Origin of the sequence: Rubrobacter aplysinae, from assembly GCF_001029505.1 — a bacterium.
Classification (GTDB): domain Bacteria; phylum Actinomycetota; class Rubrobacteria; order Rubrobacterales; family Rubrobacteraceae; genus Rubrobacter_A; species Rubrobacter_A aplysinae.
In genome coordinates, this window is the sequence record NZ_LEKH01000004.1 from 64,170 (window position 1) to 89,486 (window position 25,317).

At 66.5% G+C, this 25,317-nt stretch carries 24 protein-coding genes; 6 read left to right on the forward strand and 18 right to left on the reverse strand.

Annotation, left to right across the window (positions count from 1 at the left end; genetic code table 11):
• Nucleotides 1-91 precede the first annotated feature (91 nt).
• Nucleotides 92-931, reverse strand: a complete 840-nt coding sequence (dapF, locus tag ABD53_RS05590; protein WP_047864784.1) for a diaminopimelate epimerase — start codon at nucleotides 929-931, stop codon at nucleotides 92-94.
• A 72-nt stretch (nucleotides 932-1,003) separates the two neighbouring features.
• Here dapF and ABD53_RS17205 point away from each other — a divergent pair, with 72 nt between their 5' ends.
• On the forward strand, nucleotides 1,004-1,156 hold the full coding sequence (locus ABD53_RS17205) for a hypothetical protein (protein ID WP_160309633.1): 153 nt from the start codon (nucleotides 1,004-1,006) through the stop codon (nucleotides 1,154-1,156).
• A gap of 113 nt (nucleotides 1,157-1,269) precedes the next feature.
• On the opposite strand, the gene ABD53_RS05595 is transcribed toward ABD53_RS17205, so the two are convergent.
• The 4 genes from ABD53_RS05595 to ABD53_RS05610 form a co-directional block, all read right to left on the reverse strand.
• The gene (locus ABD53_RS05595; RefSeq protein WP_047864785.1) at nucleotides 1,270-1,869 is read right to left on the reverse strand and encodes an MEDS domain-containing protein; all 600 of its coding nucleotides are present in this window, start codon (nucleotides 1,867-1,869) and stop codon (nucleotides 1,270-1,272) included.
• Between the two features lie 33 nt (nucleotides 1,870-1,902).
• Nucleotides 1,903-3,300: an HD-GYP domain-containing protein gene (locus tag ABD53_RS15760; RefSeq protein WP_152670610.1), complete on the reverse strand. Its 1,398-nt coding sequence runs from the start codon at nucleotides 3,298-3,300 to the stop codon at nucleotides 1,903-1,905.
• A gap of 66 nt (nucleotides 3,301-3,366) precedes the next feature.
• Nucleotides 3,367-5,250, reverse strand: a complete 1,884-nt coding sequence (locus tag ABD53_RS05605) for a S9 family peptidase (RefSeq protein WP_200900298.1) — start codon at nucleotides 5,248-5,250, stop codon at nucleotides 3,367-3,369.
• 138 nt (nucleotides 5,251-5,388) lie between these two features.
• Complete coding sequence (locus tag ABD53_RS05610; protein ID WP_047864787.1) at nucleotides 5,389-6,009, reverse strand: TetR/AcrR family transcriptional regulator; 621 nt, start codon at nucleotides 6,007-6,009, stop codon at nucleotides 5,389-5,391.
• A 58-nt stretch (nucleotides 6,010-6,067) separates the two neighbouring features.
• Here ABD53_RS05610 and ABD53_RS05615 point away from each other — a divergent pair, with 58 nt between their 5' ends.
• A complete protein-coding gene (locus tag ABD53_RS05615; RefSeq protein WP_047864788.1) occupies nucleotides 6,068-6,388 on the forward strand; it encodes a DMT family transporter in 321 nt (106 codons plus the stop codon).
• Nucleotides 6,389-6,457: 69 nt separating this feature from the next.
• Here ABD53_RS05615 and ABD53_RS05620 read toward each other — a convergent pair whose 3' ends face one another.
• From ABD53_RS05620 to ABD53_RS17425, 4 genes are all read right to left on the reverse strand, one after another.
• Nucleotides 6,458-7,816, reverse strand: a complete 1,359-nt coding sequence (locus tag ABD53_RS05620) for a GntP family permease (RefSeq protein ID WP_047864789.1) — start codon at nucleotides 7,814-7,816, stop codon at nucleotides 6,458-6,460.
• 44 nt (nucleotides 7,817-7,860) lie between these two features.
• Entirely contained in the window at nucleotides 7,861-9,393 is a 1,533-nt protein-coding gene (locus ABD53_RS05625) for a gluconokinase (RefSeq protein WP_047864935.1), read from the reverse strand.
• A gap of 276 nt (nucleotides 9,394-9,669) precedes the next feature.
• Nucleotides 9,670-10,476 carry an IS5 family transposase gene (locus ABD53_RS05630; RefSeq protein WP_047864790.1) on the reverse strand — a complete coding sequence of 269 codons (807 nt, stop codon included), beginning with the start codon at nucleotides 10,474-10,476 and terminating at the stop codon, nucleotides 9,670-9,672.
• Between the two features lie 129 nt (nucleotides 10,477-10,605).
• Nucleotides 10,606-11,421, reverse strand: coding sequence for an MOSC domain-containing protein (locus ABD53_RS17425; protein ID WP_200900299.1), 816 nt, complete (start codon nucleotides 11,419-11,421; stop codon nucleotides 10,606-10,608).
• Between the two features lie 282 nt (nucleotides 11,422-11,703).
• On the opposite strand from ABD53_RS17425, the gene pdxR reads away from it, so the two are divergent.
• Entirely contained in the window at nucleotides 11,704-13,278 is a 1,575-nt protein-coding gene (pdxR, locus tag ABD53_RS05640) for a MocR-like pyridoxine biosynthesis transcription factor PdxR (protein WP_235401380.1), read from the forward strand.
• A gap of 323 nt (nucleotides 13,279-13,601) precedes the next feature.
• On the opposite strand, the gene ABD53_RS05645 is transcribed toward pdxR, so the two are convergent.
• Nucleotides 13,602-14,384: a helix-turn-helix domain-containing protein gene (locus ABD53_RS05645; RefSeq protein ID WP_047864791.1), complete on the reverse strand. Its 783-nt coding sequence runs from the start codon at nucleotides 14,382-14,384 to the stop codon at nucleotides 13,602-13,604.
• 172 nt (nucleotides 14,385-14,556) lie between these two features.
• Between ABD53_RS05645 and ABD53_RS05650 the strand changes: the two genes are divergently transcribed.
• Together ABD53_RS05650 and ABD53_RS05655 are read left to right on the forward strand one after the other, a co-directional pair.
• Nucleotides 14,557-15,249: a ZIP family metal transporter gene (locus tag ABD53_RS05650; RefSeq protein WP_047864792.1), complete on the forward strand. Its 693-nt coding sequence runs from the start codon at nucleotides 14,557-14,559 to the stop codon at nucleotides 15,247-15,249.
• 172 nt (nucleotides 15,250-15,421) lie between these two features.
• The gene (locus ABD53_RS05655; RefSeq protein WP_047864793.1) at nucleotides 15,422-15,928 is read left to right on the forward strand and encodes a hypothetical protein; all 507 of its coding nucleotides are present in this window, start codon (nucleotides 15,422-15,424) and stop codon (nucleotides 15,926-15,928) included.
• Between the two features lie 283 nt (nucleotides 15,929-16,211).
• Here the strand turns inward: ABD53_RS05655 and ABD53_RS05660 are convergent, their stop codons facing one another.
• From ABD53_RS05660 to ABD53_RS05685, 6 genes are all read right to left on the reverse strand, one after another.
• On the reverse strand, nucleotides 16,212-16,670 hold the full coding sequence (locus ABD53_RS05660) for a hypothetical protein (protein WP_152670611.1): 459 nt from the start codon (nucleotides 16,668-16,670) through the stop codon (nucleotides 16,212-16,214).
• Between the two features lie 202 nt (nucleotides 16,671-16,872).
• Nucleotides 16,873-17,571, reverse strand: coding sequence for a TIGR04282 family arsenosugar biosynthesis glycosyltransferase (locus tag ABD53_RS05665; protein ID WP_047864795.1), 699 nt, complete (start codon nucleotides 17,569-17,571; stop codon nucleotides 16,873-16,875).
• Between the two features lie 192 nt (nucleotides 17,572-17,763).
• On the reverse strand, nucleotides 17,764-18,321 hold the full coding sequence (locus tag ABD53_RS05670; RefSeq protein WP_047864796.1) for a zinc metalloprotease: 558 nt from the start codon (nucleotides 18,319-18,321) through the stop codon (nucleotides 17,764-17,766).
• Between the two features lie 463 nt (nucleotides 18,322-18,784).
• On the reverse strand, nucleotides 18,785-19,558 hold the full coding sequence (dapB, locus tag ABD53_RS05675; protein ID WP_047864797.1) for a 4-hydroxy-tetrahydrodipicolinate reductase: 774 nt from the start codon (nucleotides 19,556-19,558) through the stop codon (nucleotides 18,785-18,787).
• A gap of 3 nt (nucleotides 19,559-19,561) precedes the next feature.
• Entirely contained in the window at nucleotides 19,562-20,464 is a 903-nt protein-coding gene (gene dapA, locus ABD53_RS05680) for a 4-hydroxy-tetrahydrodipicolinate synthase (protein WP_047864798.1), read from the reverse strand.
• Nucleotides 20,457-21,695, reverse strand: coding sequence for an aspartate kinase (locus ABD53_RS05685; RefSeq protein ID WP_047864799.1), 1,239 nt, complete (start codon nucleotides 21,693-21,695; stop codon nucleotides 20,457-20,459). The genes dapA and ABD53_RS05685 overlap by 8 nt, the downstream gene beginning before the upstream one ends.
• 315 nt (nucleotides 21,696-22,010) lie before the next feature.
• Here ABD53_RS05685 and ABD53_RS05690 point away from each other — a divergent pair, with 315 nt between their 5' ends.
• Nucleotides 22,011-23,351 carry a sensor domain-containing diguanylate cyclase gene (locus ABD53_RS05690; RefSeq protein ID WP_047864800.1) on the forward strand — a complete coding sequence of 447 codons (1,341 nt, stop codon included), beginning with the start codon at nucleotides 22,011-22,013 and terminating at the stop codon, nucleotides 23,349-23,351.
• Here the strand turns inward: ABD53_RS05690 and ABD53_RS05695 are convergent.
• Complete coding sequence (locus ABD53_RS05695) at nucleotides 23,348-24,253, reverse strand: haloalkane dehalogenase (RefSeq protein ID WP_047864801.1); 906 nt, start codon at nucleotides 24,251-24,253, stop codon at nucleotides 23,348-23,350. The genes ABD53_RS05690 and ABD53_RS05695 overlap by 4 nt on opposite strands.
• Nucleotides 24,254-24,304: 51 nt before the next feature.
• Nucleotides 24,305-25,204 carry an SDR family oxidoreductase gene (locus tag ABD53_RS05700; RefSeq protein WP_047864802.1) on the reverse strand — a complete coding sequence of 300 codons (900 nt, stop codon included), beginning with the start codon at nucleotides 25,202-25,204 and terminating at the stop codon, nucleotides 24,305-24,307.
• Between the last annotated feature and the right edge of the window lie 113 nt (nucleotides 25,205-25,317).

Genomic DNA, 25,317 nt, shown 5'->3' on the forward strand with positions numbered 1-25,317 from the left:
GCGGCTTTGACGATCAAACCGCGGGAGGGAGTACGTAATCGCACTCCTGCATCACGATTCGCTGGACGACCATCTTACGAGCGCCGGTGTACTAATGGCCGCCCTGATCCTGACTTTGCTCCTGGGGATGCTCGTCTACGTCGGGTGTTAGTAGCTCCCCCTCGCAGACGTACTCCGCCGGGCCGGTCATGTAGACGGGCTCCGGGCCGCCCGCCCACTCTACCCGCACCACGCCGCCGTCGAGCTCTACCTCCACGGGGCTCTTGGCCAGCCCGAGGTGTATCGCGGCGACGGCCACGGCGCAGGAGCCCGTGCCGGAGGCCAGCGTCTCGCCCGCGCCGCGCTCCCAGATCCTCATCCTCAAGTCGTGCCCGTCCCTGACGTGGATGAACTCCACGTTCGTGCCCGCCGGAAACGCCGGGTCGTGCTCCATGCGGGGGCCGATGCCGGGCAGATCCACCCCGTCCACGGCCTCGTCGGAGTCGAGAAACGCCACGGCGTGCGGATTACCCATCGAGACCCGGTGGAAGTCGTGGCCCGCGAGCGACAGCCCGGAATCCACCACCGGCGGCCCCATGTCCACCCGGGAGGAGCCGTCCTCGAAGACGGAGATCGCCTTTATTCCCGAGCCCGTCTCCACGGTAAGCTCCCCGCCTTCCGGGAACTCGACCAGCTCGTAGTCCCGGGCATAGCGGGCGAGGCACCGGATACCGTTGCCGCACATCTCGGCCTCGGAGCCGTCAGAGTTCAGGTAGATCATGCGCAGGTCCGCACTCTCGGAGCGCGCGGGAATCAGGATTCCGTCGGCCCCCACTCCGAAGTGCCGCTCGCAGGAGCGACGGGCGAGCCCCGCCAGGTCCTCGCCCTCGACTTCGCCGGGGTCGAAGATCAGGAAGTCGTTGCCGACGCCGTGCATCTTGGTAAATCTCATGCTGGGAGATTGTATCGTCAGAGGCCCCCGGATACTCTACTCTATGGTATACGGGAGCGTTTGGAGGAAGCTGTGACGGAGGGCGGCGGAGAGGTTTGCCTGGAGGAAGAGGTCGTGCGGCTGCACGAGCGGGGCTATTCCGCGGAGGAGATCTCGGCGGCTACCGGCCTGCAGACGGGATGGGTGGAGGAGGTGATCTCCCGCGGCGTCGAGGGGCGGGGATAGGGGAGCCCGCTGGTCCTGCTACCGCAGTCGCCGCAGTTGCCGCAGTTGCTGGCGGCGGGGTGCTCCATTTTCTCTCCCTTCCCTCCCGGGCCCGGCTTACCTTCTCAGCGTTATCAGGCGGCGCCGTACTCTTTGCTGGTGTGGACCTGGCCTCCGATCAGGGTCAGGGGGTGGCGCTCCATTATGTCCAGGGTTTCCTCCGGGTCCATGTCGCTGAGGCTGTACTGACAGATAGCCATGAGCGGCACACCCTTGACGTTGACGATCTCATCCGCCTTCTCCTCGAACTCCAGCGCCCTGTCGCCGCCGGGCACGTTGCGCGTTAGCCAGGGGACGTCAGCGGAGAGCCTGAGCCCGGCGTACCCGGCTTCGAGCGTCTGCCCGAAGAGACCTTTTATGGCCTCGACGAGGTGATCCGGATCGAACTCCTCCCCGTTTTTCAGGAGGTCCTCCCGGTCCGACAGAAAAACCAGATCTCCGCGGGAGACGGCGCCTTCCGCGTCCACTCCGCTCGCGGCGAGCGTCTGCCGGATGGTGCGCGCGGACTCCTCCGGGGCTATGTACGCGCACCGCTCGCCGCGACCGAGCCCGGTCTCGAAGGCGAGGGCCAGCGTCTGTAGCACCCTTTCGGGGCCGTCCTGCATGGCGCACACGTGGGCCCCCACGTCTAGCATCTGTTGCTCGTCGGTGAATGGCACTCTGGACTCCGTCATGCTGTCCCTCCCTTTCCGGCTGGTACTCTGGCTCTAGCGTCTGATGACGCGTTTCATCGAATCTATGACGCGGGGGTCGAACTGCGTGCCCGCGTTGCGCTCCAGCTCCTCTAACGCCGTCTCATGGCTCATGGCCTCTCTGTAGGGCCTGTCGTTGGTCATGGCGTCGTAGGCGTCGACCACGGAGATGATCCTGGCCTCGACGGGTGTATCCTCGCCGGCATTTCCCCTGGGATAACCGCCGCCGTCGAACCGCTCGTGGTGGGAGAGCACGGCCTCCGAGATACTCTCGAACCCCGCGATGCTGGCGAGTATGTCCGCCCCGATTACCGGGTGCCGGCGCATGACGGCCCACTCTTTTTCCGAGAGGGCGCCCGGCTTGTTGAGGATGAAGTCGGGGATACCGATCTTGCCGATGTCGTGTAGTACCGCCGCGTAGCGGGCGGTGCGGGCCTCCGAGGGCCCGAGGCCGAGGTCCAGGGCGACAGTCTCCGCGAGGCTCTGGGTGCGGCCTATGTGCTCGCCGGTGGTGCCGTCCCGGGACTCCAGCGCCGCCGACAGGGCCAGTATGGCTTCGAGGTCCCGGTGCTCCAGGGCGGCGTGGAGCCGGCTCCGCTCCTGGGCGTGGGAGAGCTGGCGGGCGACGAGCCGCAGGGATGCCACCTCCGACTCCTCGTAGCCCTTCTCCTCGCGGAACAGCAGGACAGATCCCGCCTGCTGGTTTTGCCCTCCGAATGGCACGCCGGCGGCGCATCCTCCCTCTATCCGGCCCTGCCACCCGCGACGGCCCGGAGGCCCCAGGCCCACCAGCTCGTCCAGGGCCTCCGGAAAGTCCTCGAAACCCGCGGAAGCGACCGGCTCGCCGTCGCCGTCCAGGACCGCCCCCGCCCGGGAGTCGAGCAGCTCTATCGTCAGGGTCAGCACGGCCCGGTATATCTCCTCTTCGTCCAGGGTCCGCGAGAGCGCCTCGGAGGCGAGCTGCACGACGCTGGCCTGGGCGGAACGGCGGGCCGCCGTCGAGTGGGCCTCGGCGGTCGAGACCGCGAGCGAGAGCACGTCGGCCACTGGTAGGAGCTCCTCCCGGACCCCGGGCTCCGCGCTCTCGCGGTCGGTATAGAAGAGCATCCTGCCGACCCGGACCTTGTCCCTCAGGATCGGGACCTCCGGCGGTCGCGCCTGGCGGGTCTCTTCCCCCGAGGAGACCCTGATCTCTTCCCCTCCGACCCGGGCCTCGATTACCAGGGCGTCGAGGTCCAGCGCCTGCGTCAGAGACCGGGCGGTATCCGCGAGCCCGTCGCCGAGGTTTTCGGGCTCCGCCGCCACTCTCCGGGCGAGATCGGAGGCTACGGCCAGCGCACTGGGCCGCGAGGCTTGCGCCGTGCGCCCGTTTTGACCGTTCCGGTCTCCGCCGGTTTCCAATCTCTGGACCATTGCAGGCATTATCGTCCGGCGGGACGGATGGCTTTAATAACCCCTTACCCTGAGTGGCTAGCCTGGCTAGCCGCCGTCGTGTACGTGGCCCCCGAGGTGACGGGCTAGGAACTCCTCGGCGGCGGCGTAGAACCTCAGGCGGTTCTCGGGACGGGCGAAGCCGTGGCCCTCGTCCTCGAAGAGCAGGTACTCGTGGTCGAGGCCCTTCTCCCGCAGGGCGGCCACGATCTGCTCGGACTCCTGCTGCTTGACGCGCGGGTCGTTGGCTCCCTGGGCTATGAGTATCGGTATCCCGATGTCGTCCACGTAGAACAGTGGCGAGCGGCTTTCGAGAAACTCGGGCTCGTTGTCCGGGTCGCCGACGCGCTCGGTGAACGTCGAGCGCAGGGTGGACCAGTACGGCGGGATGCTCTGTATGAGCGTGATCAGGTTGGACGGCCCCACGATGTCCACGGCACACCGGAACACCTCCGGGGTGAACGCGGCCCCGGCTAGCGCGGCGTACCCGCCGTAGGAGCCGCCGAAGATCGCAACCCTCTCCGGGTCGGCGATGCCCTCCGACACCACCCACCGCACGGCGTCCACGAGGTCGTCGTGCATGTCCGCGCCCCACTCGCGGTCGCCGGCGTTTACGAACTGTTTGCCGTAGCCGGTGGAGCCCCGGAAGTTTACCTGCAGACAGGCGTAGCCCCGGTTTGCGAGCCACTGGGCCTCGGGGTTGTAGCCCCACATGTCCCGGGCCCACGGACCGCCGTGGACGTTCAGCACGACGGGCAGCTCCGAGGCGGCCGCGCCGGGGGGCAGGGTCAGGTAGCCGTGGATCTCCAGCCCGTCGCGGGCGGCGAAGGAGACGGGCTCCATGCTCGCCAGGGTGTAGCCCGCCAGGTCCGAGCGGGAGTCGAACAGGTGCGCCCCGCCCTTGGCCTCGCGGTCATAGTAGAAGTAGGCCGCCGGGCCGTCGTCGGCGTCGAAGGCCACGAGCCAGCGGCGGTCGGCGTGGTCGCGGCTCACCACGGCGAGGTCCCCCGGGTGCAGGGAGCGTAGCGCCTTGAAGTCCTCCCGCACGGCGTCACCGAGCACCACCCACTCGGTGCGCGCCCGCACGAAGGCGACGGCCTCGACCTCGCGGCTCTCGGGGTTCAGCTCCACGCCGCCGACGTCGTACTGCGGGTCCTCGGCTATCGTGTCCGTCTCCCCGCTTTGTGGGTCGAGGACGACGAGCCGGGAGGCGTTGGCCTCGCGGGAGTCGAGCAGGTACATCCGCGAGCCGTCGCCGGTAAACCCGAGCGGCCCGCTGTTCAGGCTATCCTCCCGGTCCCAGCGCAGTAGTTCGCGCCACCCGTCGGCCTCGGCCTCCCGGTACAGGAGGTCCGAGCCCCCGTCCGGGCGGGTGCGCACGGCGGCCCGCACCCGCAGGTCCTCGTCGGCTTCCCAGCCGGATATATCTCCGGGGTTCTCGGCGGCTAGCTCCAGCCCGCCGGTCGCGACCGTGAGACGGTGGGCGTCGTGCAGGCGCTCGTCGCGGTCGTTGAGGCCGACCAGGATCTCGCCCGGCCTGCGGCGGCTGCGCCCGATCACCTGCGCCTGAACTCCCTCGAACGGGGTGAGGTCCCGCGCCTCGCCGGGCTCGTTCGAGCCGGGGTCCACGGCGTACAGCCGCCAGTTCTCGTCGCCGTCCCGGTCTTGGAGGTAGACGAGATGCTCGTTATCCTCCGTCCAGAAGTAGGCCCGGATGCCCCGGCTCCGGTCATCGGTGACGGGCGTAAAGTCCCGTTCGAGGTCGCCGTCCACCGGCCCGACCCAGACGTTCAGGACGCCCTCCACCGGCGCGAGAAACGAGAGCCTGCCGCCATCGGGCGAGAGCCGGGCCTGCGCCCGCTCGGGGTTGCCGAATAGGACCTCGCGGGGTATAAGCCTCGCCTGTTGCCCTTGCGACGATGCCTGTGTCAACTCGGTGCCGCCTTTCTGCATCTCTCTAACTGGCTCCGGTGGATGTGCGGCTATTGTACCCGTGCGCGTCTTCGTACAGGGATAAGAGGGGCAGAGGGAGATGATCCGCCGCGCATGGCCGACCCGGCTCCGGCCTGATCACCAGGCACCACCGAGCAATCCTAGCTGGCGGTCCAGGAGAGCCACCTGCGTCTCCGCCGGTAGCCGGTCGGGCTCCAGGGTCGCCTGCAGGCCAATGCCGTCCACCACGACCACCAGGGCGTCCGCCTCCCGGGCCGCGTCGAGCCCCGCTGGGAGCGTGCCCTCCCTCTGGCAGGCCGCGATCATATCCCGGACCAGCCCGCGCCACCGCTCGTACCAGCGGCGCTGCTCGGCGGCCAGGGTCTCATCCGCCGCCGCCCTACCCCAGAAGGCGAGCCACACCCGCCACTCGTCGCGCCGCGCATCGTCCAGGGGCAGACAGCCCGCGAGCCCCGCCCGCAGCGCCTCTGGCGAGGCTGCACCGTCCCGTCCCTCGACCTTAACTACTTTCTCGGCCCTCTCGAAAGTCTCGGCGGCCAGCTCGACAGAGACGCGCAAGGCGTAGAGGAGCATCTCGTCCTTGTCGGAGAAGTAGTGGGAGAGCACCCCGGTCGAGTAACCGGCCTCCTCCGCGATGTCGCGCACCGTCACGGCGTCGAGCCCCACACGCCCGACCGCCCGCCACACGGCGCGCGCGATCTCACGCCGCCGCGACTCGTGATCCACAACCTTCGGCATCCCTAGAATTCTAGCGTTTTATATTATAATAAACATCCGAAATAAAAGGAGGTGCGGGATGGGTTGGTTGTATCTGGTAGCCGCGATCCTGGCGGAGGTTGCCGGGACGACGAGCATGAAGTTGTCGGAGGGGTTCACGAGGCTCGGGCCTTCGGTGGCGATATTCTTGCTGTACGGGGTGGCGTTCGTGCTCCTGACGCTGGCGCTAAAGAGCTTCGACGTGAGCGTCGCGTATGCGGTGTGGGCGGGGCTCGGGGTCGCCCTGATCTCACTCGTGGGAGTCCTGTACTTTCAGGAGCCGCTGACCGCGTTAAAGGTCGGCTCTTTGCTACTCATAGTCGCCGGGGTCGTCGGCCTGAACCTGGGCGGGGCCCACTAGGGCTTCCTGAGGTTTCTCGTCGCCCGGCCGGAGCTTTAAGAACTACGGGAGCCACAGGCGCTACAGGCGCTACAGGAAGAGGCTGATCACCAGTATCACCAGGAACGCCACCACCCCCACTATCGTCTCCATCACGGTCCAGGACTGGAGGGTCTGCTTCTCGTTTATCCCGAGGTAGCGGCTGACCAGCCAGAAGCCGGAGTCGTTCACGTGCGAGAGCACCGTGGACCCGGCTCCGGTCGCGATCACTATCGCCCCGAGCAGGGGAGCCGAGTATTCCCCGACGCTGACGACCGAGGTAACCACGCTCGCCGCCGTGACTATGGCCACGGTCTGGGAGCCGAGCGAGACCCTGACCAGGACGGCCACGAGGAAGGCGAGCACCACTATCGGGAGGTTCGAGGCCTGGAGTAGCTGCTGGAGCTGGTCCCCGAGCCCGCTCTCGGAGAGCACCGCGCCGAAGACCCCTCCCGCCCCGGTAACCAGGATTATGAGCCCGACCGGCTCCAGGGCCCTGGAGGCGATCCCCTGCACCTCTTCCCGCGAGTAGCCGTGCCGGACTCCCACGACGTAGAAGGCGAGCAGTACCGCGATAGTCAGCGCCGTGAAGGGGTTGCCGATCAGGGTGAGCGCGGTCCTCCAGGCGCTATCCTCGGGGAGCACCGTACCCGCCAGCGTGTTACCCAGTATAAGCACCAGCGGGAGCAGGACTATGGAGACGGTCAGACCGAACGAGGGCGTGCTCTTCGTGCCGTCCTCTTCCTCTTCGGCCTCCTCCTCGCCTCTCAGCATGTACTCCGGCACGCCGACGTAGACCCTGTTACCCAGGAACGTGCCGAACAGCACGCCGCCGACGATGACGGCCGGGATGCCGGCTATGAGGCCCCAGAGGATCACCCACCCGAGGTCCGCGTTCAGGATACCGGCCGCCGCTATGGGGCCGGGCGTCGGGGGTATGAAGCCGTGGGCCACGACCAGCCCGGCAAGCAGGGGTATCGCGTAGTAGTAGATCGAGCGTCCCAGGTTCTGGGTAATGGAGTAGACGAGGTAGATCAGGAGTATCAGGCCAACGTCGAAGAATACCGGGATGGCTACGAGAAGCCCGGTCAGGGCCAGCGCCCACTGTATCCTCTGCTCTCCGAACGCTCCTATGAGCGTGCGAGCTATCTGCTCGGCCCCGCCGGTTACCCGGAGCATCTCGCCGAACATCGCCCCCAGTCCGACGACCACGGCGATGTAGCCTAAAGTGTCGCCCATCCCGGTCTCGATGGTGTCTATTATGTTGCCCGGAGGTATGCCGGCCACGAGCGCCGTGAGCCCGCTGACGATGAGAAGCGTGACAAAGGCGTGCAGCCGGACCACGATCACGAGGAACAGTATCAGCGCGACGGCCGCGACGATTATGCCGAGCAACGCGTACGGTGACATCCGTTAAGACTCCTCTCTAGCTAGGTTGCCTGATCATTGCCTGATCACTCGCCAGCGCCGGACTCTGGAGACTCTGGAGACTCCGAAAACTCCGGCTCCAGACGCTCGTAGAGCCGGTCGAAGGTCTTCACCAGCTCCCTGTAGACGCGGGCGTTCTGCTCGTCGGGCTGCTGGCGGTCTCCGGTCCCGACCATCTTCGTAGCCTCTTCGAGAGAATCAATCTCTCCCAGAGCCTTCATGCAGAGGATCGCGGCCCCCAGACAGGAGCTCTGGTAGCTCTCGGGGAACGAGATCTCTCGGCCGAACACGTCCGCGGTGATCTGCCGCCACAGGGAGGAGCGGGCGAACCCTCCGGTGGCGCGGACCCGGTCCGGTTTTCCGGCCACCTCTTCCAGGGAACGGGCGACGCCGTGCATCTGGTACATGACGCCTTCGAGCACGGCCCGGATCATGTGCTCCCGCCCGTGTCTCAGGGTCAGCCCGAAGAACACGCCCTTTACCTCCGGGTTCCAGTGGGGGGCGCGCTCGCCCATTAGATACGGCAAGAAGACCAGGCCTCCCGAGCCCGCCTCTACCCCGGCGGCGAGCTCTCCCATGAGATCGTACGGGTCCCGGTCCTCTGCCTCGGCCGCGTCCCGGAGCTCCGGGAACACCTCGTCGCGCAGCCACCGCAAGGCGATGCCGCCGTTGTTTATCGGGCCGCCTATTACCCACACGCTCTCGGTGAGCGCATAGCAAAACGTGCGCCCCTCCTCGTCCACTGCCGGGCTCGGCACGGCTGTGCGGACCGCCCCGCTGGTCCCGATGGACATTGCTACCACCCCGGGCTCTATGGCGCCCAGCCCGAGGTTCGCCAGCACCCCGTCGTTCGCCCCCAGGATGAAGGGCGTCCCGGCGTCCAGCCCAAGCCGCCGCGCGTACGTCTCGTCGAGTCCCCGGACAGCGTGCGTGGTCGGTACGGGCCTGGAGAGCTTCTCCTCCGGTACCCCGGCTATCCCTAGCGCGCCCTCGTCCCAACCCAACGCTTCGAGGTTGAAAAGCCCGGTGGCCGAGGCGATGGAGTAGTCTACGAGGAACTCGCCGAAAAGCCGGTAGAAAATATACTCTTTGACCGACACCCACCTCGCAGCCGCCTCGAAGGTATCGGGATCCTCTTCGCGGAACCAGAGGAGCTTCGCCAGCGGCGACATCGGATGTACCGGAGTACCGGTACGGCGATGGACCGAGAGCCCGTCCATCTCGGCCCGGATCCTCGCAGCCTGGTCCGTGGCCCGGTTGTCCGCGTAGGTGAGCGCCGCCGTCAGGGGAGAGCCGTCCTTGTCGAGCGCGATGAGGCTATGCATCGCCGCGCTGAAGGCCACGCCGGAGACTTGCCTATCCGTCTCCGCCAGGGCCTGCACCACCTCTGAAAGAGAGGAGAGCGCGGCGTCGAGGATCTCCTCCGGGTCCTGCTCGGCCCGGTCGGGTAGCGGCGAGCGCAGAGGGTACTCCCGCTCCGACTCGGCGAGAACCCCGCCTTTCGTATCGTAGGCGACGACCTTCGCGCTTGTCGTCCCCAGATCCACCCCGACGAACATCGAGACCACCCTTACGATCTCCGTTTAACCCATAAAGCCCACGATTTACGTACCTTCCGGCCGAAGCCGATAAACCTGAAACGAAAGTGTCATCGCCCGGGTGGGGGCGGAGCGGGCCCGTGCGGAGGCCGGGTTACTCGGATAAAGGGCGGACGTTCTCCCCCCAGTGAAAGCTCGGTTCGCGCCCAGTGCCGCGGGCTACGTCTTCTCGCCAGGTTTCTTACAGCGGCGCGGCCGCGGGGCCTTCTCCTGGTGATTCTAGGGCGCGTCCGCAAATCATAGCCACAGGGTCACAGTCGCCAAGGTCAACATCCCACCGTAGTTCGCAACTCGCTTCTCATACCGGGTGGCTATGCGCCGCCACTGCTTGAGGCGATTGATCAGCCGTTCCACCAAGTTTCGCTCGCGGTACGCCTCCCGGTCGAAGTTTTCGTCCCTACTCTGGTCCGAGCGCACCGGGATTACGGACTTTACCTGCTTGCTGTTCAGAAGTTCGCGGATGCGCTCGCTGTTGTAGCCCTTGTCTGCCACCACGCACTCGGGACGTAGCTTGGGACGGCCTCTGTCGGCTCGCTTCACCGACCCTGTTTCAAGCAGCGGCTCGAACATCGAGGCCTCGTGTCTGTGGCCGGCCGTGACTAGAAACGCCAGGGGTTTGCCGTACCCTTCAGCTTTTAGGTGGATTTTCGAAGTGAAACCTCCGCGGCTCCTGCCAAGAGCTTCATCTTCCTGGCAGCTACCTTTAGCACCGGCCGCATGCTGGTGGGCGCGTACGGAGCTGCCATCTACAAAGTGTTTGGACCAGTCGATGTCTCCCTGCTGGTCAGAACCTCGCTGTAGCTCATCGAGGACCTTCTGCCACACTCCAGAGGCTGTCCAACGGTAAAAGCGGCTTGAAGCAGTCTTCCACGATACTCCTGCCTCGGCGGGAAGATCGCGCCACGGCGCACCGGTGCGGGCGACCCATAGTATGGCCTCGATCACCACGCGATGGTCACGCGCAGGTCGCCCGCGTACAGGCTCTTGTGGGGGCAGGTGCGCCAACAGACGTTGCCACTGCTGCTCGGTCAGCACCCACCTCATGAGGCGTCTTTCCCGTCAACTAACCTCCCGCGGGTTGGAGGTGTCTTACGCTTCTGCCCGCAGCCATCCCTTAGCTCGCACACGCCCATGGAAGTTCCCTTTCCGCGGGGTTCAGAGCCGAGAGCAAGCTTACTCCAAGACCTCGATACGGTCGCCGGTACGAATTTCGCCATGCGACAGTACATCCGCCCGTAGTCCTCCCCGATGCACCAGACCGCGCAACACCCCTGGGCGCGTCAGGCGTTCGAGGTGTGCGCATGGCTCGCACCGGCGTTGGCCCAGGCATTCGACCTCTCCAACCCGAAAGCGCCGCCCGATGAGATCGTCGAGAGCGATGCCTCTTACTACGAGGTTGCGCCGTGCCTCGGCCGGTGTAAGCTCGACGCCCCGGGCAGACAGTTCCTCCAGGGCTTCGGCCTCTACCAGGGTAAGATCGTAGCCACGCCCGCCTGGCTCCGAGAATGTTCCTGCCCCACGCTCGTAGCGATCACCCACGAGTCCACGATCTTCCATGGCATCTACAGAGGGCACCACCTGCATGGGGGCCTCGGCCTCGGCGGCCAGCGCCACCAGCTCCACGATGCCAACCCTGTCGGTACCCGACCCTATCCCGATCTTCGTTTGCAGGTTGTGTTCTGCTAGCACAAAGGCCTCGTCCACGAATACTCCTTCCCCGTCGGCCTTGCCTTCCGGGTCGTACACGACGCCGGGTGGCACTCCAAAGAACACCGCCCAGGTCGAGGAATCACGGCGCAGACCCAGAAACCTACCCGGCCACTTGAAGCTGTGTGGAGACTCTACGGGGACCAGCCCGAGGTTTCTAATGGCCAGCCACTGGCTCAAACCGACCCCTACATCGCCGGGCACCTCGGAAGGCTCCACATCCAGCATGTACGCGACGCAGGCTCTCAGAGAAGCCGCCTTACGATCTTCGGCTGTATACATTGCGTTGCTCCTCTCGCAAGCTCTTCACTACGCCTTGCCCGCAGCGTCCCGCCGGCGTCAGACGGTCCTGTCTCGACGCTGGCATCCTGGAGCGACACACTCAAGCGTATTCGCCCGATTGGAACCTGTTCAAGACCCAATCTTTGCTATTATTCTGGATCCAATACAGGCACTGGGGTGCATGGTCTTAGACCTCTAGGCTTAGGAGGCAACGTTCTGGACGAGTCCGAGGCCCTCAGCGAGGCTGTTGGGCTATATTTGCCGCTGGATCGCTGCTGTGGTGTGTCACTTCAGGAGCAGATCTACCGGGGACTACGCTCTGCCATACTGGAGGGTAGGCTTTCTGCCGGTCGCCGCCTGCCAGCCTCACGGGCGCTCGCGGCCGACCTTAGCGTCTCCCGCAACACGGTGAAGGGCGCGTATCTCAGGCTCAAAAGCGAAGGGTACCTACGAAGCAGGACGGGCTCCGGGAGCTACGTCGCTCCTGAGTTGCCCGAGGCGCTACTGCGGCCGGGCAACGAGGCATTGAGCCGGCCACGCTATCCGGAAGGTACTTCGGCGTATGCGACAGGGAGCGGAGCGACGGAAAGAGAGAAGGACGAGCAAGCTAGTCGCCGCCTCTCGCGCCGCGGCGCGAAGCTGCTCGAAACCCCGGTCAAGGTCTCGGTTGCGGCGGGATCTCCCAGACCATTCCGCCCAGGCATGCCAGCGGTGGACGCCTTCCCCTGGCGGCTGTGGTCGCGACTGTGCAGTAGGCGATGGCGCAATCCTCCGAGAAGATGGCTCGTCTACGGCGATCCCGCGGGCTACCGGCCGCTTAGAGAGGCCATAGCCGACCACCTGCGCTCCTCGCGCGCGGTGAACTGCTCGTGGGAACGGGTGGTGATCGTATCCGGCTCCCAGCAGGCCCTCGACCTCTGCGCCAGGGTGCTGTTGGATCCGGGCGAGGAGGTATGGGTAGAGGAGCCGGGTTACCCGGGTGCCAAAGCGGCCTTCTCGGGTGCGGGAGCGAAGCTTGCGCCCGTACCGGTCGACGAAGAAGGGCTCGACGTGGCGGCCGGAGAAGAGCTGGCGCCCGAGGCCAGGCTGGCGTTCGTAAGTCCCTCTCACCAGTATCCCACCGGCGCAACGATGAGCCTCCCACGGCGGCTTGCCCTGCTCGACTGGGCCGCGCGCAGCGGCTCCTGGGTCGTCGAGGACGACTACGACGGAGAGTACCGCTACTCCGGGGCGCCGCTGCCCGCGCTCCAGGGCCTCGACGAGGGCTTCGGAGATATATCTGAAGATGGTCCGGGAGCGTTGGCAGGAAGAGTCGTGTACATAGGTACCTTCTCCAAGGTGCTCTACCCATCCTTGCGTCTGGGCTACCTTGTTGTCCCGCTCGACCTTCTCGACGCGTTCATCGCCGCCAAGGAGCTTTCTGACCGCCAGGCCCCGACGATGGAGCAGGCCGTGCTGGCCGACTTCATATACGAGGGCCACTTTGCCAACCATCTGAAAAGGACCCGGACGCTACACGCCCACCGCGCGCAGACTCTCGCCTGCGCCATCCGCGAGCGCCTGGGCAGTGTACTGGAGGCGCAGAGCCCGGAGGCGGGTCTGCACCTGCTCGCCCGCCTTAGCGGAGGGGGTGGCTTGATGCGATCCCCGGAAGGGACAGCACCACACGAGGACGTGCAGGCCTCACGAGCTGCGTTGGGTGCAGGGGTCGAGGCCCTGCCCCTCTCCGCCTTTCACACAGGCTCTGCGCCTCGTCCCGGCGGCCTAGTGCTGGGGCATGCCGGCTTCGCAGAGGACGAGATAGTCACTGCAGTAGATAAGCTAGAGGAGGTGTTGGCTGCTAGAGAAGACACATAGCGCCACCCTTTCGGAGTAGAGCTATCGCGGGTAGGTGTTTGCGGACACGCCCTAGTGAGTTGTCCGTCTTCCGGCGGGGTGCGGCTCTATAAACGTCCAGTACACCTCGGGGTTCTCCGAGCGGATCTTCTTGCTCAACCTCTCCAGGAGGCCCTCGATCTCGTCCGTGTGGTGCCCTTTTCCTTACCGCTCGTGGAAGGGCTTGCGAGCGGGCTGTTCTGGCTCAACTCTCTCCTATCTATTCCTATCTATCAGATTCTAGCTGCGCCCGGCTGCACCGGAGCTCCGTGGAAGCCCGCGGAGGCTAGGGTGGGGTAGGTGGCTTAGTCGGGCGGCGGGGGTGTGACGCGGCTCAGTGACAGCCCGGTATCGGAGAGCCACACCACCCCCGAGTGCAGGAGCTGCGAGCGCCGTCGCAGGTCGGGCGACCATTCGTTCATCACCTCCTCTAGCACGGAGGTGGCGACCACGATCTGCCTCTCGTTGACCAGTTCCGCAACAGACTCCTGGTGCGAGATCGCCTCACGTGGGCCCAGGCTCTCCGCCCAGTCGAAGGTGGCCCACACGGTGCGCCCCGTCTCTGCCGCCGCCTCCTCGTCCAGGTAGCGTCTCAACCCTTCGGCCCTGTCAGAGGGTGGGGCCGGTTCGATCCTGAAGTCCAGACGCCCCCCGGTCTCGAGACGCCGCGCCTCGAGGCCGGAGCTCTCGTATGCGTCTCGCAGCCCTTCCAGGTTCTCGGGGTCTTCCCCATGAAACTTCACCAGCTTCCCGCCGTGCGCCTCGCCCACCCGGAGAAAAGCCGCGTCCAGCCGGTGCAGCAGCTCCGGCCTCTGCGCAACGGCCATCACGTTGTCCGGCACCGTAACGAACGACCTTAGCTGCCCGGTAAGCGTTACCGGGCGTTCCCGGCTGATCAGGAAGTCCTCCAGGGCCGAGCGGCGCACGCGCCAGCCCTTGCCCGCCTTTATACAGGGCAGCCGCCCCTCCCGGCACCAACGCCAGATCGTAACCTTCGCCACCCCCATGCGCCGGGCTATCTCTTCTGGCCCGAGTAGATCTTCCCCGCTCTGATGCGGCTCCGTTCCCCTGCCCCTGTCGTTGCCCAACTCTCGCCTCTCTCGCTCTTCTCTATCGTCCTACCATTATCTTGCTACATACCACCTAACTCTTTTACCCGCACCTGCACCGGCCGGATCTGTGAATTAAATTACTTATCAGTAGCGTACATTAGTTTATTTTACTTGCCACTGAAAGCGTTTTTCACAGGAGAGATCCCTGATGCTTACAGCCCTTCTAGTAGGAGCGATAGCCTCCAGTGCCCTGGTGATCGGCGGGATCCTAGGGGCCTTCTGGAGACCGCCGCAGAGGCTATTGGCCGTCGTGATGGGGTTCGCCGCCGGGGCCCTGATCATCGCGGTGGCCTTCGACCTGTTCGAGAAGTCTTTCAAGGCGGCCGGTCCCCTTATCGCGGGCGGTTCCCTGGTGGTCGGGGCGGCGGCGTTCATGGGGGCTACCGAGCTTCTGGACCGTTACTCCAGCAGCACCTCCGGCTTCTATCTTCTGGCAAACATACTCCTCGACGGCATCCCGGAGAACCTCGCAATGGGGGTGGCCCTCATCGGTAAGCCCTTGACCGGCATCCTCTCCCTGGTGGTCGCCATCTTCTTCTCGAACTTTCCGGAGGCGCTGGGCGGCGCGGTGGGGATGAGAGACAGCGGACGCTCCAAGAAGTTCGCGATCATCTCCTGGAGTGTCACCGCGGTCGTGCTGGCGATCATGGTCGTCATAGGCAATGCAGTGTTCTCCTCCTTCGGAGAGGTGCCGCTGGCGGCGGTGAGGGCCCTGGCCGCCGGAGCCGTCCTCGCCGGGCTTGCCGAGGCGATCATGCCCCAGGCTTACGGCGAAGGCGGGAAGATAGTGGCCATAGCCACCACGGCGGGCTTCTTGCTGACCTTCTTGATCACCCAGTAGACCCCGTAAAGCAAGGGTCGGGATGGCCGCAAGAGCGCGATTGTGGCATGATTGATCCGTTACGCCAGAGGGCCGCGCGGCGCGCTCGCAATACGGTGCGCTCCCGGCGTGGCCGGCGAGCATTGAAGCCGAGGATGCCGGGCCGGACGGACAGAGGAGAACCAGGGTGCGAGTGGATATCGAAGCGCCTGAGGCGAGAGGTTCCGAGAGGCATGTCTACCGCATGAGGTTCTACTGGCTTTACATACTCTTTGGTGTGTTCTTGTTTTTCTACGCCAGCGCCATCTTCGGGCAGGGCCTCACAGAAGGCGATGCCCTACTCCTCTTGTCAGGCTTGCTCATGTTGCCCGCGGGGGCTCTCTTCCCCCTGATAGGCTGGGTCCTGCGCGTCGAGACCACTCCAGAAGGCTTGACCTACCACAACATGGGCTTCTACACGGTGCGCGCGGGCTGGGATGACGTGGACCGGGTGGGCAGAACACCGTTCCGCCTCATGGGGCGGGTCGAGTGCATCCTCCTCAGCCGGTCATCGGTCCAGGGCTGGACGGGCGGGGCGTGGATGGTGCCGAGGTCCGAACGAAAGTTGACGATACCGTTGGGTAAGAGTCGGTGGACCTGGTCGAACGCTGATGAGCTCAAGCGCGACATCCTACGCTATGCGCCACACGCCGTTAGCTGACCGGGCGGATCAGGGGTAAGGTGCGCCAGAGGGCCTGTAGGAAAATACTTGTTGCTCTGTACAGCCCGGAGGTTGCGACGAGTTTTTCGGTAGACCTCCATAGAGCAAGTGGTTGATCACCGCTAATAGCTCGCAACCGCTACATTGCTACACCGCTGGAGACCTTTCTGCCCGGAACACCGGCCGGTGGCGTGGTGGTATGCGAGAGTGGGGCGGAGGACGTCTAATACGATGTGGCTCACTACTCGCGAGGGGGTCGGAAACTCGTCCGGTCCCGGGGGTGCTAGATCATCACCAGCGTGAGGATGAAGAACAGGACGATACCCGCGAGGGCTCCGACGGCTAGCTGGAGGGCGGCGTCCCGCGCGTCACGCCCCAGGATGCCCGCGTCTATCGCGATCAGGACGACTAGCAGAATCTCCACGAGCTTGTCCACGGTACCCAGCAGGTCGAAGGCGGCGGCGTAGAGGTACGAGGCGAACGAGGCCACGGCGACGGCGACCAGCAGCACCCGTATTAGCCGGCGGTATCGTGCGAGTGCGGGGCTGTACAGGGCGGCGGCCAGCCCGGCGTAGACCAGGAAGTTGCAGAAAAAGAGTAGCTGGTAGACCGGCAGCATAGAGCCGCTGCCCACAAAACCCTTTACCAGAAACAGGTAGAGGTGTATCAGGGCCGTTACCAGCGCCAGGATCATGGCCCCGATCCGGACCCCGCTCGTGGAACCCCTTACGGAGCTATGCACGGACCCGTTTACCGCCCTGCTGGATGTAGATCCTCCACCACCTCCGGCGCCGTAGCCGACGCAAAGACGAACATACCAATGCTATCTTACCCGATACATAGGAGGATACATAGAAGTTGTCCGTTCCCGCCGCCGGGCTTGGGCACCGTGACCACCATCGCCATAGCGCAAGACCCCGCTCTCACGTCCGTCGTCCGGCGGGTTACCCCGGCTCGTGCGAGAGGCCAAGCGCTTCCAGGGCGGCGCGGGTGTTCGCCAGATCCCCTCGGTTCGCCACCTTCCGCAGACTCTCCAGGTCCTCCGCGGTGTCCACGTCGAACAGCCGCTCCACCCACCCCACGGAGAGCCCCGAGCCACGGGCCTTCCGCGCGAGGTCGTCGAGCTCGGAGCCGGTGCCCATCGGGACGCCGTCGAGCACCCCCCGGGAGAGCGTGACGCCGGGATCTCTCATACCTATGAGATAGTAGCCGCCGTCGCGTGTCGGCCCGAGGACGAGGTCGTGAACCTCTAGGAGCTCGAACGCCGTCCGCACGATACCGGCGTCCAGCGTGGGCACGTCCGCACCGGCCAGCACGACGCGCTCCTCCTCGCGCCCGGCGGCGAGCCGGAAAAGCTCCCGCTGCCGCCTTGTGAGATCGCCCTCCTCCTGAAACAGCACCTTGGACGGAGAGCCGATCAGGGGCCGCATCTCGGGTAGCGCGTCCGGCGGCGTCAGGTACCAGCCGGGCTCGTAACCCGAGCCGGAGAACCGCGCGGCAAGATCCTGCAAGAGCGCCCGGTACAACGCGGCGGCCCGCTCGTGGCCGATCTCCTCCCCCAAGCGCGTCTTGGCGAACCCCGGTCTCGGGGCCTTGGCGATTATGTAGAAAGCCTCTTTGATCCCGCCGTCCGTCGCGCTCATCCCGCGCCCGCCTCTCGTTCGCGTCCCTGGAGGACAATATCTCTCCCGGTATCCAGACCTCCGCCGCCGGTCTCGCACCGCTCCGCGTGCAGCGGGAACAAGCCGGTTGCGGGGCTTGTGCCCGATACGGCTGTGACGGGCCGGGGCCCGGACGCTCCGAAAGGACGCTCCGAAAGAGGGGAGGCCGGTAAGCTAGCGGGTCCGGGAGTCGTCCCCGTCGCCCTCCGCGCTTTCTGAGCCCACCGCGGCCGTAGTGTCCATCGCCCACAGAGCCCGCAGGCCGTCGCTGGGTTTTCCTCCGGCCCTACCGAGCCAGTCCGGGTAGTGGATCGGGATCATGGCCAGCAACACCTGCGCGAACGCGACGAAGGCGAGCACCGCCAGCAGGGCAGAGACCGGCCCGTCCGGCGCAAGATAGCTCCCGAGCCCGAAGACCAGCGTGGCGGAGGCGGAGGCCGCCGGGCCCCCGAGGGCGACCAGGAGCCTGCCCTCGGGGGAAAAGCCTCGTTCGGGCTCCTCGTAGCGACACTCGCCGCCGAAGCCGACAGGACGCCTTATCCTCAGCTCGACCTTGCCGAAGTCGAAGGTCGGCCGCGCGCGGGGGTCCGGGCGTCCCATGTATATCGTGGCCTGCTGCCCGGCGAGCGCGAGCGGCAGGGCGTGGCCCAGCTCGTGCAGCAGCGTCAGCGGCGGACCGGCGAACAGGTAAACGGCGGCCGCTATCAGCGCCAGATACAGGGCGGTGATCATCTACGGTATGCTCCCGGTTTCCACGCCCGATAGCCTAGACTAAAGCCGCCCCTCCGGCTACGGCCGGGACCGCGGATTCAACGCCCACTCGAACGCCGGGCCGCCGGAGTACCGCCGGAAGCCCGGCGCCAGGCCCTCCGGGAGCCCCCACACTTGGGCGTACCCCACGCCGGTCGCCCGGTAGTACCCGCGTATCAGCCGGTCGTCAGTAGGTGGTCTCAGACCTCCAGTACGCTCTCGAACTCCTCCGTAAACTCGCTCCGCCCGGCCACGAGCCGGGCGTACGCGCCGTCGGCACCGCGCCGGGGCGGACGTAGAGGTTACCGTCGGAGTAGGGGGAGCCTTCGGCTTCGAGCCCCGCGATCTCCGGGCCGAGCGGGTCGCGGACGGCGTCGAGGTCGCCCCGGGCGGAGGCGGTGTAGAGGCCGCGGATGATTCGGGTGTTTCCGGTAGACTCGGGCGTCTAAACCTCCAGCACGTCTGACATGGTGTAGAGGCCGGGCCCGGAGTCCGCTGCGAACTTCGCGGCCCGCATCGCGCCCATCGCGAAGGTCTGCCGGGAGAGGGCGCGGTGGGTGACCTCGACCTCCTCTCCTTGCGAGTAGAACACCACCCGGTGCTCGCCGACGACCGCGCCGCCACGCAGGGCGTGGATGCCGATCTCACCGTCCTCGCGGGGCTGGCGGCCCTGTCTGCCGTACGTCGCCAGCTCGTCCAGCGGGAGGCCCCGGCCCTCGGCGGCGGCCTCGGCCAGGAACAGCGCGGTCCCGGAGGGCGCGTCCTGCTTGTGGCGGTGGTGGCTCTCGACGAGCTCTATGTCGTAGGCCGTCCCGAGCTTCTCCGAGAGCTCGCGCACGACCTCCCCGAGCAGGTTGATGCCGACGCTCATGTTCGGGGCGAGCACGATGGGCTTCTCCGAGGCCGCCGCCCCGACCTCGGCCTGCTGCTCGGCGGAGAGCCCGGTCGTCCCGATAACGTGCGGCGTGTCGAAGCGGAGGTGCTCGATGGTGGCCTCCGGGGTGGAGAACTCGATGACGGCGTCGGCCTCGGGGAGCTCCTCGGTGGCGTACAGCCCCATCTCTACCGTGCCGCACAGGCCGCCGAGGTCCGCGCCGAGCTCGGGCGCGCCGGGCTCGACGGTGCCGCCCACGAGCTCTATCTCCGGGTCGTCTATGGCGGCCCGGCACAGCTCGCGGCCCATGCGGCCCGCCACCCCGATTATCGCTACGCGTGGCAAGCTCTACGCCTCTTCCGGGGCCGGGAGCAGCTGGGGCATGGTCTCCAGCATCTCCTCCATGTAGGCCAGGTTCTTGCCGGAGAGCGGGGCGAGCGGCAGGCGCATCTCGTCCGAGCAGAGCCCTATGAGAGCCGCCGCCGTCTTCACGGGGATGGGGTTCGTCTCCAAAAAGAGCGCCCGGAAGAGCGGCAGCATCTCGTAGTGCAGCGCCCGGCCCCGGTCTACCTCCGTGGCGTCGGGGCTGCGCAGGGCCGTGACGAGGTCGCTCATCGCGCCGGGTGCTACGTTTGCGGCGACCGAGATCACGCCGTTTCCCCCGAGCGCCATTATGGGCAGCGTCAGCGAGTCGTCGCCCGATAGGATGGAGAACTCGGTGCCGCACATGCGGCGGAGATCCGAGATCTCATCCATCGAGTGGGTCGCGTCCTTGGTGCCCACGACGCCCGGGATCTCGGCGAGGCGCGCCGTGGTCTCTGCCGAGATGGCGACGCCCGTGCGGCCCGGGATGTTGTACAGGATGAGGGGAAGATCGGTGCTCTTCGAGATCTCGGAAAAGTGCCGGTACAATCCTTCCTGGGTCGGCTTGTTGTAGTACGGTGCGACCTGCAGCGAGCCGTCCGCGCCCGCCTCCTCGGCCATCTTCGTGTACTTTATGGCGCTCTCGGTGGAGTTGGAGCCGGTGCCCGCGATAACGGGCACGCGCCCGTTCGACACCCGGACCACGGTCTCTATGACCGTGCGGTCCTCCTTCTCCGAAAGTGTGGGGGTCTCGCCGGTGGTGCCGCAGGGGACGAGGCCGTGGATGCCCTGCCGTATCCCGTGCTCGACCATGCCTTCCAGTGCCTCCACGTCGAGCTCGCCGTCGCGGAAGGGCGTTATGAGTGCCGTCAAAGCGCCGCTAAACATCTCGTTCCTCCAGTCTGAAATCCTCGTGCAAGATTCGTACCGCCTCCTCCACCCGGTCCCCGGGGACGACGCAGGTGACCTGTATCTCGCTGGTGGAGACCATGCGGATCGGTATCCCGGCCCGGCCCATCGCGCCGAACATGCCCGCGGCGTAGCCGGGGCGGTTGAGCATCCCGGTGCCGACGACGGATACCTTGCCGAGCTCCCGCTCGCCCTCCACCACGCCGCCGAGGGACTCCGCCACCTCGCCCGCCAACCGGCGGGCCTCCTCGAAGTCGCCGCGCCCAACGGTAAAGGCGATGTCCGAGGTGCCCTCCTTCTGGCCGCTCTCCACGATCACGTCCACCGAGATGCCCCGCTCTGACAGCGGGGTGAAGATGCGGCTCATGGTGCCGGGGCCGGTCTGGATGCCGGTCAGGCTTATGCGGGATACGTCGAGATCGTGGACGATGCCGGCGACGGTCTCCCGGGTTTCGAGGTTCCCCAGATACTCCAACTTATCTCCTCCTATTATGGCGGTGCCCGGCCCCTCCTCGAAGGAGGAGCGGACGTGGATCTCGACCCCGTACAACGCCCCGAGCTCGACGGCGCGCGGGTGCATCACCTTCGCCCCGCGCCACGCCATCTCGGCCATCTCCTCGGAGGATACCGTGGCCACGCGCCGCGCCTCGGGCACGATTCGGGGGTCCGCGGTGTAGATGCCGTCCACGTCGGTGTAGACCTCACAGCGGTCGGCGTCGAGCGCCGCCGCGAGCGCCACGGCGGTCGTGTCCGAGCCGCCTCTACCCAGGGTCATCACGTCCCCGAGGGCGTTCATACCCTGGAAGCCGGCCACGATCACGACCTTTCCCTCCTCCAGGAGACCCTGCATCCTGTCGGGCTTTATCTCCGATATGATGCCGGACCCGTAGCGGCCGGTGATCCTCATCCCCGCCTGCGGACCCGTTAGAGACACGGCATCCACGCCCCGGGCGTGCAAGGCCATCGCCAAAAGCGCCACCGACTGCTCCTCGCCGGTCGCCAGGAGCTGGTCGATCTCACGCGGGGCGGGGTCTTCTGAGACCTCCCCGGCGAGCCGCAGGAGGCGGTCGGTGGTCTTGCCCATCGCCGAGACCACGACCACGAGCTGCTGCCCGGAGTCCCTGGCGCGCCCTACCCGGGCGGCGACCGCCGCTATGTGCTCCGCCGTCGCAACGGAGCTACCGCCATACTTCTGGACGACGATCCCCAAGGGCGTTACCTCCGGCTCTAGTGTACGCTTCCCGCCGCCAACAACGCCCCATAGCCTAGCGTATAGCCCCGGCCTCCGCGAGACGGGCCCGATACCGGCAGGAGGGCTCGCGGCTACTCCCCTGCGGGCCGCGAGCCGTTCTCCGGGAGGATTTGTGAGGCCAGCTTTCTGTGAGGGCCGCGCCGGGAGGAGGCTATATAATCTGCCGGTGGATAAACTTGCGAGGCGAAGTTTCGCGGCGGCCGGAGCGCCGTACAGTGCCGTACCCCGGTCTCGCGGCCTTCGCCGAGCGGCCCGGAGCGAAGAGGAGCGCCGTTGGAGCTAGCTAACGACGGAGGAGACGGAGGAGACCTGCCTCTCTCTGTACACGCCCGCTACGGTTCCGAGATGATCACCATCATGGAGCCCTGGGGCGTGCCCCGGTACGAGAGCCCGAACATAGACCGCGTACTGGGTTACAGACCCATAGACGACTTCGAGGGCGGCCCCGAGGGCGGTAAGTGGACAGAGATGATCCACCCCGACGACGTGGAGAAGATGTCGGAGTCGGTAAAGAGGAGCATCTCGGAGCCCGGAGAGCATCCCCCGGTAGAGTACCGGATAAAGGACGCCGAGGGCCGCTGGCGGTGGTTCGAGTCCCGGGGGGTCAACCTGACGGACGACCCCGAGGTGGCCGGCATAGTGGTCTCCACGCACGAGATCACGGAGCGCAAGCAGACCGAGTGCGCCCTCGCCGAGAGCGAGCGGCGTCTGCGGGCCCTCACGGAGGGCGCGCCGGTAATAATGTTCGCCTTCGACACAGAGGGCGTGATCACCTTCGACGCCGGCAGCCGGCTCTCGGCCCTCGGGCTCTCTCCCGGCTCGACCGTCGGGGTTTCCGTCTTCGAGCTCTACGAGGACCGGCCCCGCGTGCTCGGCCACATGCGGCGGGCCCTCGCCGGCTATGAGGTGGTGGACATAGTGGATATAGAAGGGCCTTCCGGCACGCTCTTCTTCGACACCCGTTACTCGCCGCAGTGGAACTCCGCCGGAGAGGTCGAGGGCGTGGTCGGGGTCGCCACCGACGTGACCGAGCGCAAGCGCCTGGAGGACGAGCTGGCTTACCGGGCGACGCACGACTCCCTGACCGGGCTGCCGAACCGGGCCCTGTTCCAGGACCGCCTGCAACACGCGCTGGAGCGCTCCCGGCGTGAGGCCTGGCCCCTGGCGGTGCTGCTCCTGGACCTCGACGGCTTCAAGAGCGTGAACGACTCCTGGGGCCATGACGCCGGCGACGAGCTGCTGGTGGCCGCCTCTCGCCGGCTGGAAGGCCTCCTGCGCCCCTCAGACACCGTCTGCCGCCTGGGCGGCGACGAGTTCGCGCTGCTACTGGAGGGCACCGGCGAGGAGGGCGCTTGCACGGTGGCGCAGAGGATAACCGAGGAGTTCGCAAAGCCGTTCAGGTTCCCGGAAAGCGGCCTCGAGGCCTCTGTCACCGTGAGCCTCGGTATAGCGCAACAAGACTCTTCGGAAACCGGAGACGCGCCGCCGGACGAGCCATCCGAAAAGCCCGATCCCCACTACTCGTCGGGGTGGACGAAGAGCCTGCTCCGGCGGGCCGACCGGGCCATGTACGAGGCAAAGGCCCAGGGTAAGGCGGGCTACCGCGTGGCCTAGTCTGCGGGCCGGTCGGAGACTAGCCAGTCGGAGATTCTGCGCCCGATCCTATCTCCGGCGTCCTCCTGCAGGAAGTGTCCGGCGCTCTCGACCGTCTCCGGGGCTTCCGCGTTCGGGAAGAGCTCCGCCAGCGCGTGGCCCACGGGGTCCAGCGGCAGCACGGGGTCGGAGTCGGCCCAGAGAAAGAGCGCGGGACGGCCATCGCCGGATAGCGCCTGTGCCACCCGCTGCCCCTCGGCCGCGCCCGGGTCGTCGGGCTCCAGCGGGATCAGGGGCGGAAAGGTTCGGGGTCCGGCCTTGGAGCGCTCGTCGGGGAAGGGGGCCTCGTAGGCGGAGACCACCTCCGACGGGAGACCGGTTACCGTGGCGCGCTCGATCAGCATCCCGACCGGCACGTCCGGGTTGCGGGCGACGAAGTCCCTGAACTGTAGCCACTCCCGGCTCATCCGCTGGTGGCCTGTAAACACTCCGGTGTCCATCACCACGAAGCGCCCGACGCGCTCCGGGCATTCCAGGGCCGCCACCCGGAAGCCTATCGGACCGCCCCAGTCCTGCACGACGAGCGTTATGTTTGAGAGGTCCAGCTCCTCCATCAGAGAGACCATGGCGTCGGTGTGCCGGGCGTAGGTGTACCAATCGTCGTCCGTGGGCTTGTCCGAGCGCCCGAAGCCGGGCAGGTCGGGGACGACGCAGCGGTACCCGGCTTCGAGGAGCGGGCCCATCACCTTGCGGTACAGGTATGACCACGTCGGCTCGCCGTGCAGCAGCACGACGGGCGGGGCATCCCGGGGGCCCTCGTCTATGTAGGCCAGCCTCATGCCCTCCCACTCACGGTAGCGGGGCTCGTAGGGGAAGCCGGGCAGGTTGCTGAAGCGTTCCTCTGGCGTGCGGTATATGTCCATGAGGGAAAGTTAAGCTCCGGGGGCCTCCGGATCAAGGCCCGTCTACAGGGGCTAGAGGGGCATGCCGCCGGTGACGCCGATGGTCTCGCCGTTTATGTAGCTCGACTCGTCGGAGGCCAGGTACACGTAGGCCGGGGCGAGCTCGGCGGGCTGGGCCGGACGCCCGGTCGGGGAGCCCTGACCGAAGCCCGAGACCGACTCCGCGGGGAGCGTGGCCGGTATCAGGGGGGCCCACACGGGGCCGGGGGCGACGGAGTTTACCCGGATGCCACGCTGTATCGTCTCCTGGGCCAGGCCCTCGTTGAACGCGACGAGCGCGCCCTTGGTGGAGGCGTAGGCCAGCAGCGAGTTGCTCGGCTCGGTGCCCTGTATGGAGGTGGTGTTGATGATTACACCGCCAGGAACCATGTGCTCCAGCGCCCGCTTTGAGAGGTGGAAGGGGGCGTAGATGTTGGTCTTGAAGGTGTGGTCGAACTCCTCGGCGGGGATCTCGGCTATCCCGCCCCGGGCCATCTGGAAGGCGGCGTTGTTCACCAGCACGTCCAGCCGACCGAACTCCTCGGCGGCCCGGTCTATGACGCGGCGGCACTGCTCCTCGTCGGTGATGTCTCCGGGCATGGCAACCGCCTTGTGCCCGGCCTGCTCGATGTAACCGACGGTGTCTCTGGCGTCCTCCTCCTCCGCTTCGAGGTACGAGATCAGGACATCCGCTCCCTCGCGGGCGAAAGCGATAGCCACCGCGCGCCCGATGCCGGAGTCGCCGCCGGTGATCACGGCCGCGCGCCCCTGTAGCTTGCCGGAGCCCTGGTAGCTATCCTCGCCGTGGTCGGGTACCGGGCTCATGCGCCCCGCGAGGCCCGGATGCTCCTGGCTCTGCTCGCCAAACTCCGGGAACGGATAGTCTGACTGCGGGCTGTTCTGGTCGTTCTGGTCGTTTTGGTCGGAGCTCATAGCGTTCACCTTTCACAGCCTCTCGGCGTAAATTAGTAGTGGAAAGACCCAGATTCCCCGCCCGAGCCAAAGGCAAACGCCTCTCACGCGCCCCCGGTGCGGGTTGAGCCGTG

What these genes read in the sequence shown, in the direction of transcription:
- dapA (WP_047864798.1), bottom strand. Translation starts at nt 20,464, where the DNA reads ATGTTTAGCGGCGCTTTGACGGCACTCATAACGCCCTTCCGCGACGGC.
- ABD53_RS05630 (WP_047864790.1), bottom strand. Translation starts at nt 10,476, where the DNA reads ATGAGGTGGGTGCTGACCGAGCAGCAGTGGCAACGTCTGTTGGCGCAC.
- ABD53_RS05700 (WP_047864802.1), bottom strand. Translation starts at nt 25,204, where the DNA reads ATGAGCTCCGACCAAAACGACCAGAACGACCAGAACAGCCCGCAGTCA.
- ABD53_RS15760 (WP_152670610.1), bottom strand. Translation starts at nt 3,300, where the DNA reads ATGGTCCAGAGATTGGAAACCGGCGGAGACCGGAACGGTCAAAACGGG.
- ABD53_RS05625 (WP_047864935.1), bottom strand. Translation starts at nt 9,393, where the DNA reads ATGTTCGTCGGGGTGGATCTGGGGACGACAAGCGCGAAGGTCGTCGCC.
- ABD53_RS17425 (WP_200900299.1), bottom strand. Translation starts at nt 11,421, where the DNA reads ATGTATACAGCCGAAGATCGTAAGGCGGCTTCTCTGAGAGCCTGCGTC.
- dapF (WP_047864784.1), bottom strand. Translation starts at nt 931, where the DNA reads ATGAGATTTACCAAGATGCACGGCGTCGGCAACGACTTCCTGATCTTC.
- ABD53_RS05620 (WP_047864789.1), bottom strand. Translation starts at nt 7,816, where the DNA reads ATGTCACCGTACGCGTTGCTCGGCATAATCGTCGCGGCCGTCGCGCTG.
- ABD53_RS05615 (WP_047864788.1), top strand. Translation starts at nt 6,068, where the DNA reads ATGGGTTGGTTGTATCTGGTAGCCGCGATCCTGGCGGAGGTTGCCGGG.
- ABD53_RS05670 (WP_047864796.1), bottom strand. Translation starts at nt 18,321, where the DNA reads ATGATCACCGCCCTGTATCTGGCGCTGATAGCGGCCGCCGTTTACCTG.
- ABD53_RS05595 (WP_047864785.1), bottom strand. Translation starts at nt 1,869, where the DNA reads ATGACGGAGTCCAGAGTGCCATTCACCGACGAGCAACAGATGCTAGAC.
- ABD53_RS05650 (WP_047864792.1), top strand. Translation starts at nt 14,557, where the DNA reads ATGCTTACAGCCCTTCTAGTAGGAGCGATAGCCTCCAGTGCCCTGGTG.
- ABD53_RS05610 (WP_047864787.1), bottom strand. Translation starts at nt 6,009, where the DNA reads ATGCCGAAGGTTGTGGATCACGAGTCGCGGCGGCGTGAGATCGCGCGC.
- ABD53_RS05665 (WP_047864795.1), bottom strand. Translation starts at nt 17,571, where the DNA reads ATGAGCGCGACGGACGGCGGGATCAAAGAGGCTTTCTACATAATCGCC.
- ABD53_RS05695 (WP_047864801.1), bottom strand. Translation starts at nt 24,253, where the DNA reads ATGGACATATACCGCACGCCAGAGGAACGCTTCAGCAACCTGCCCGGC.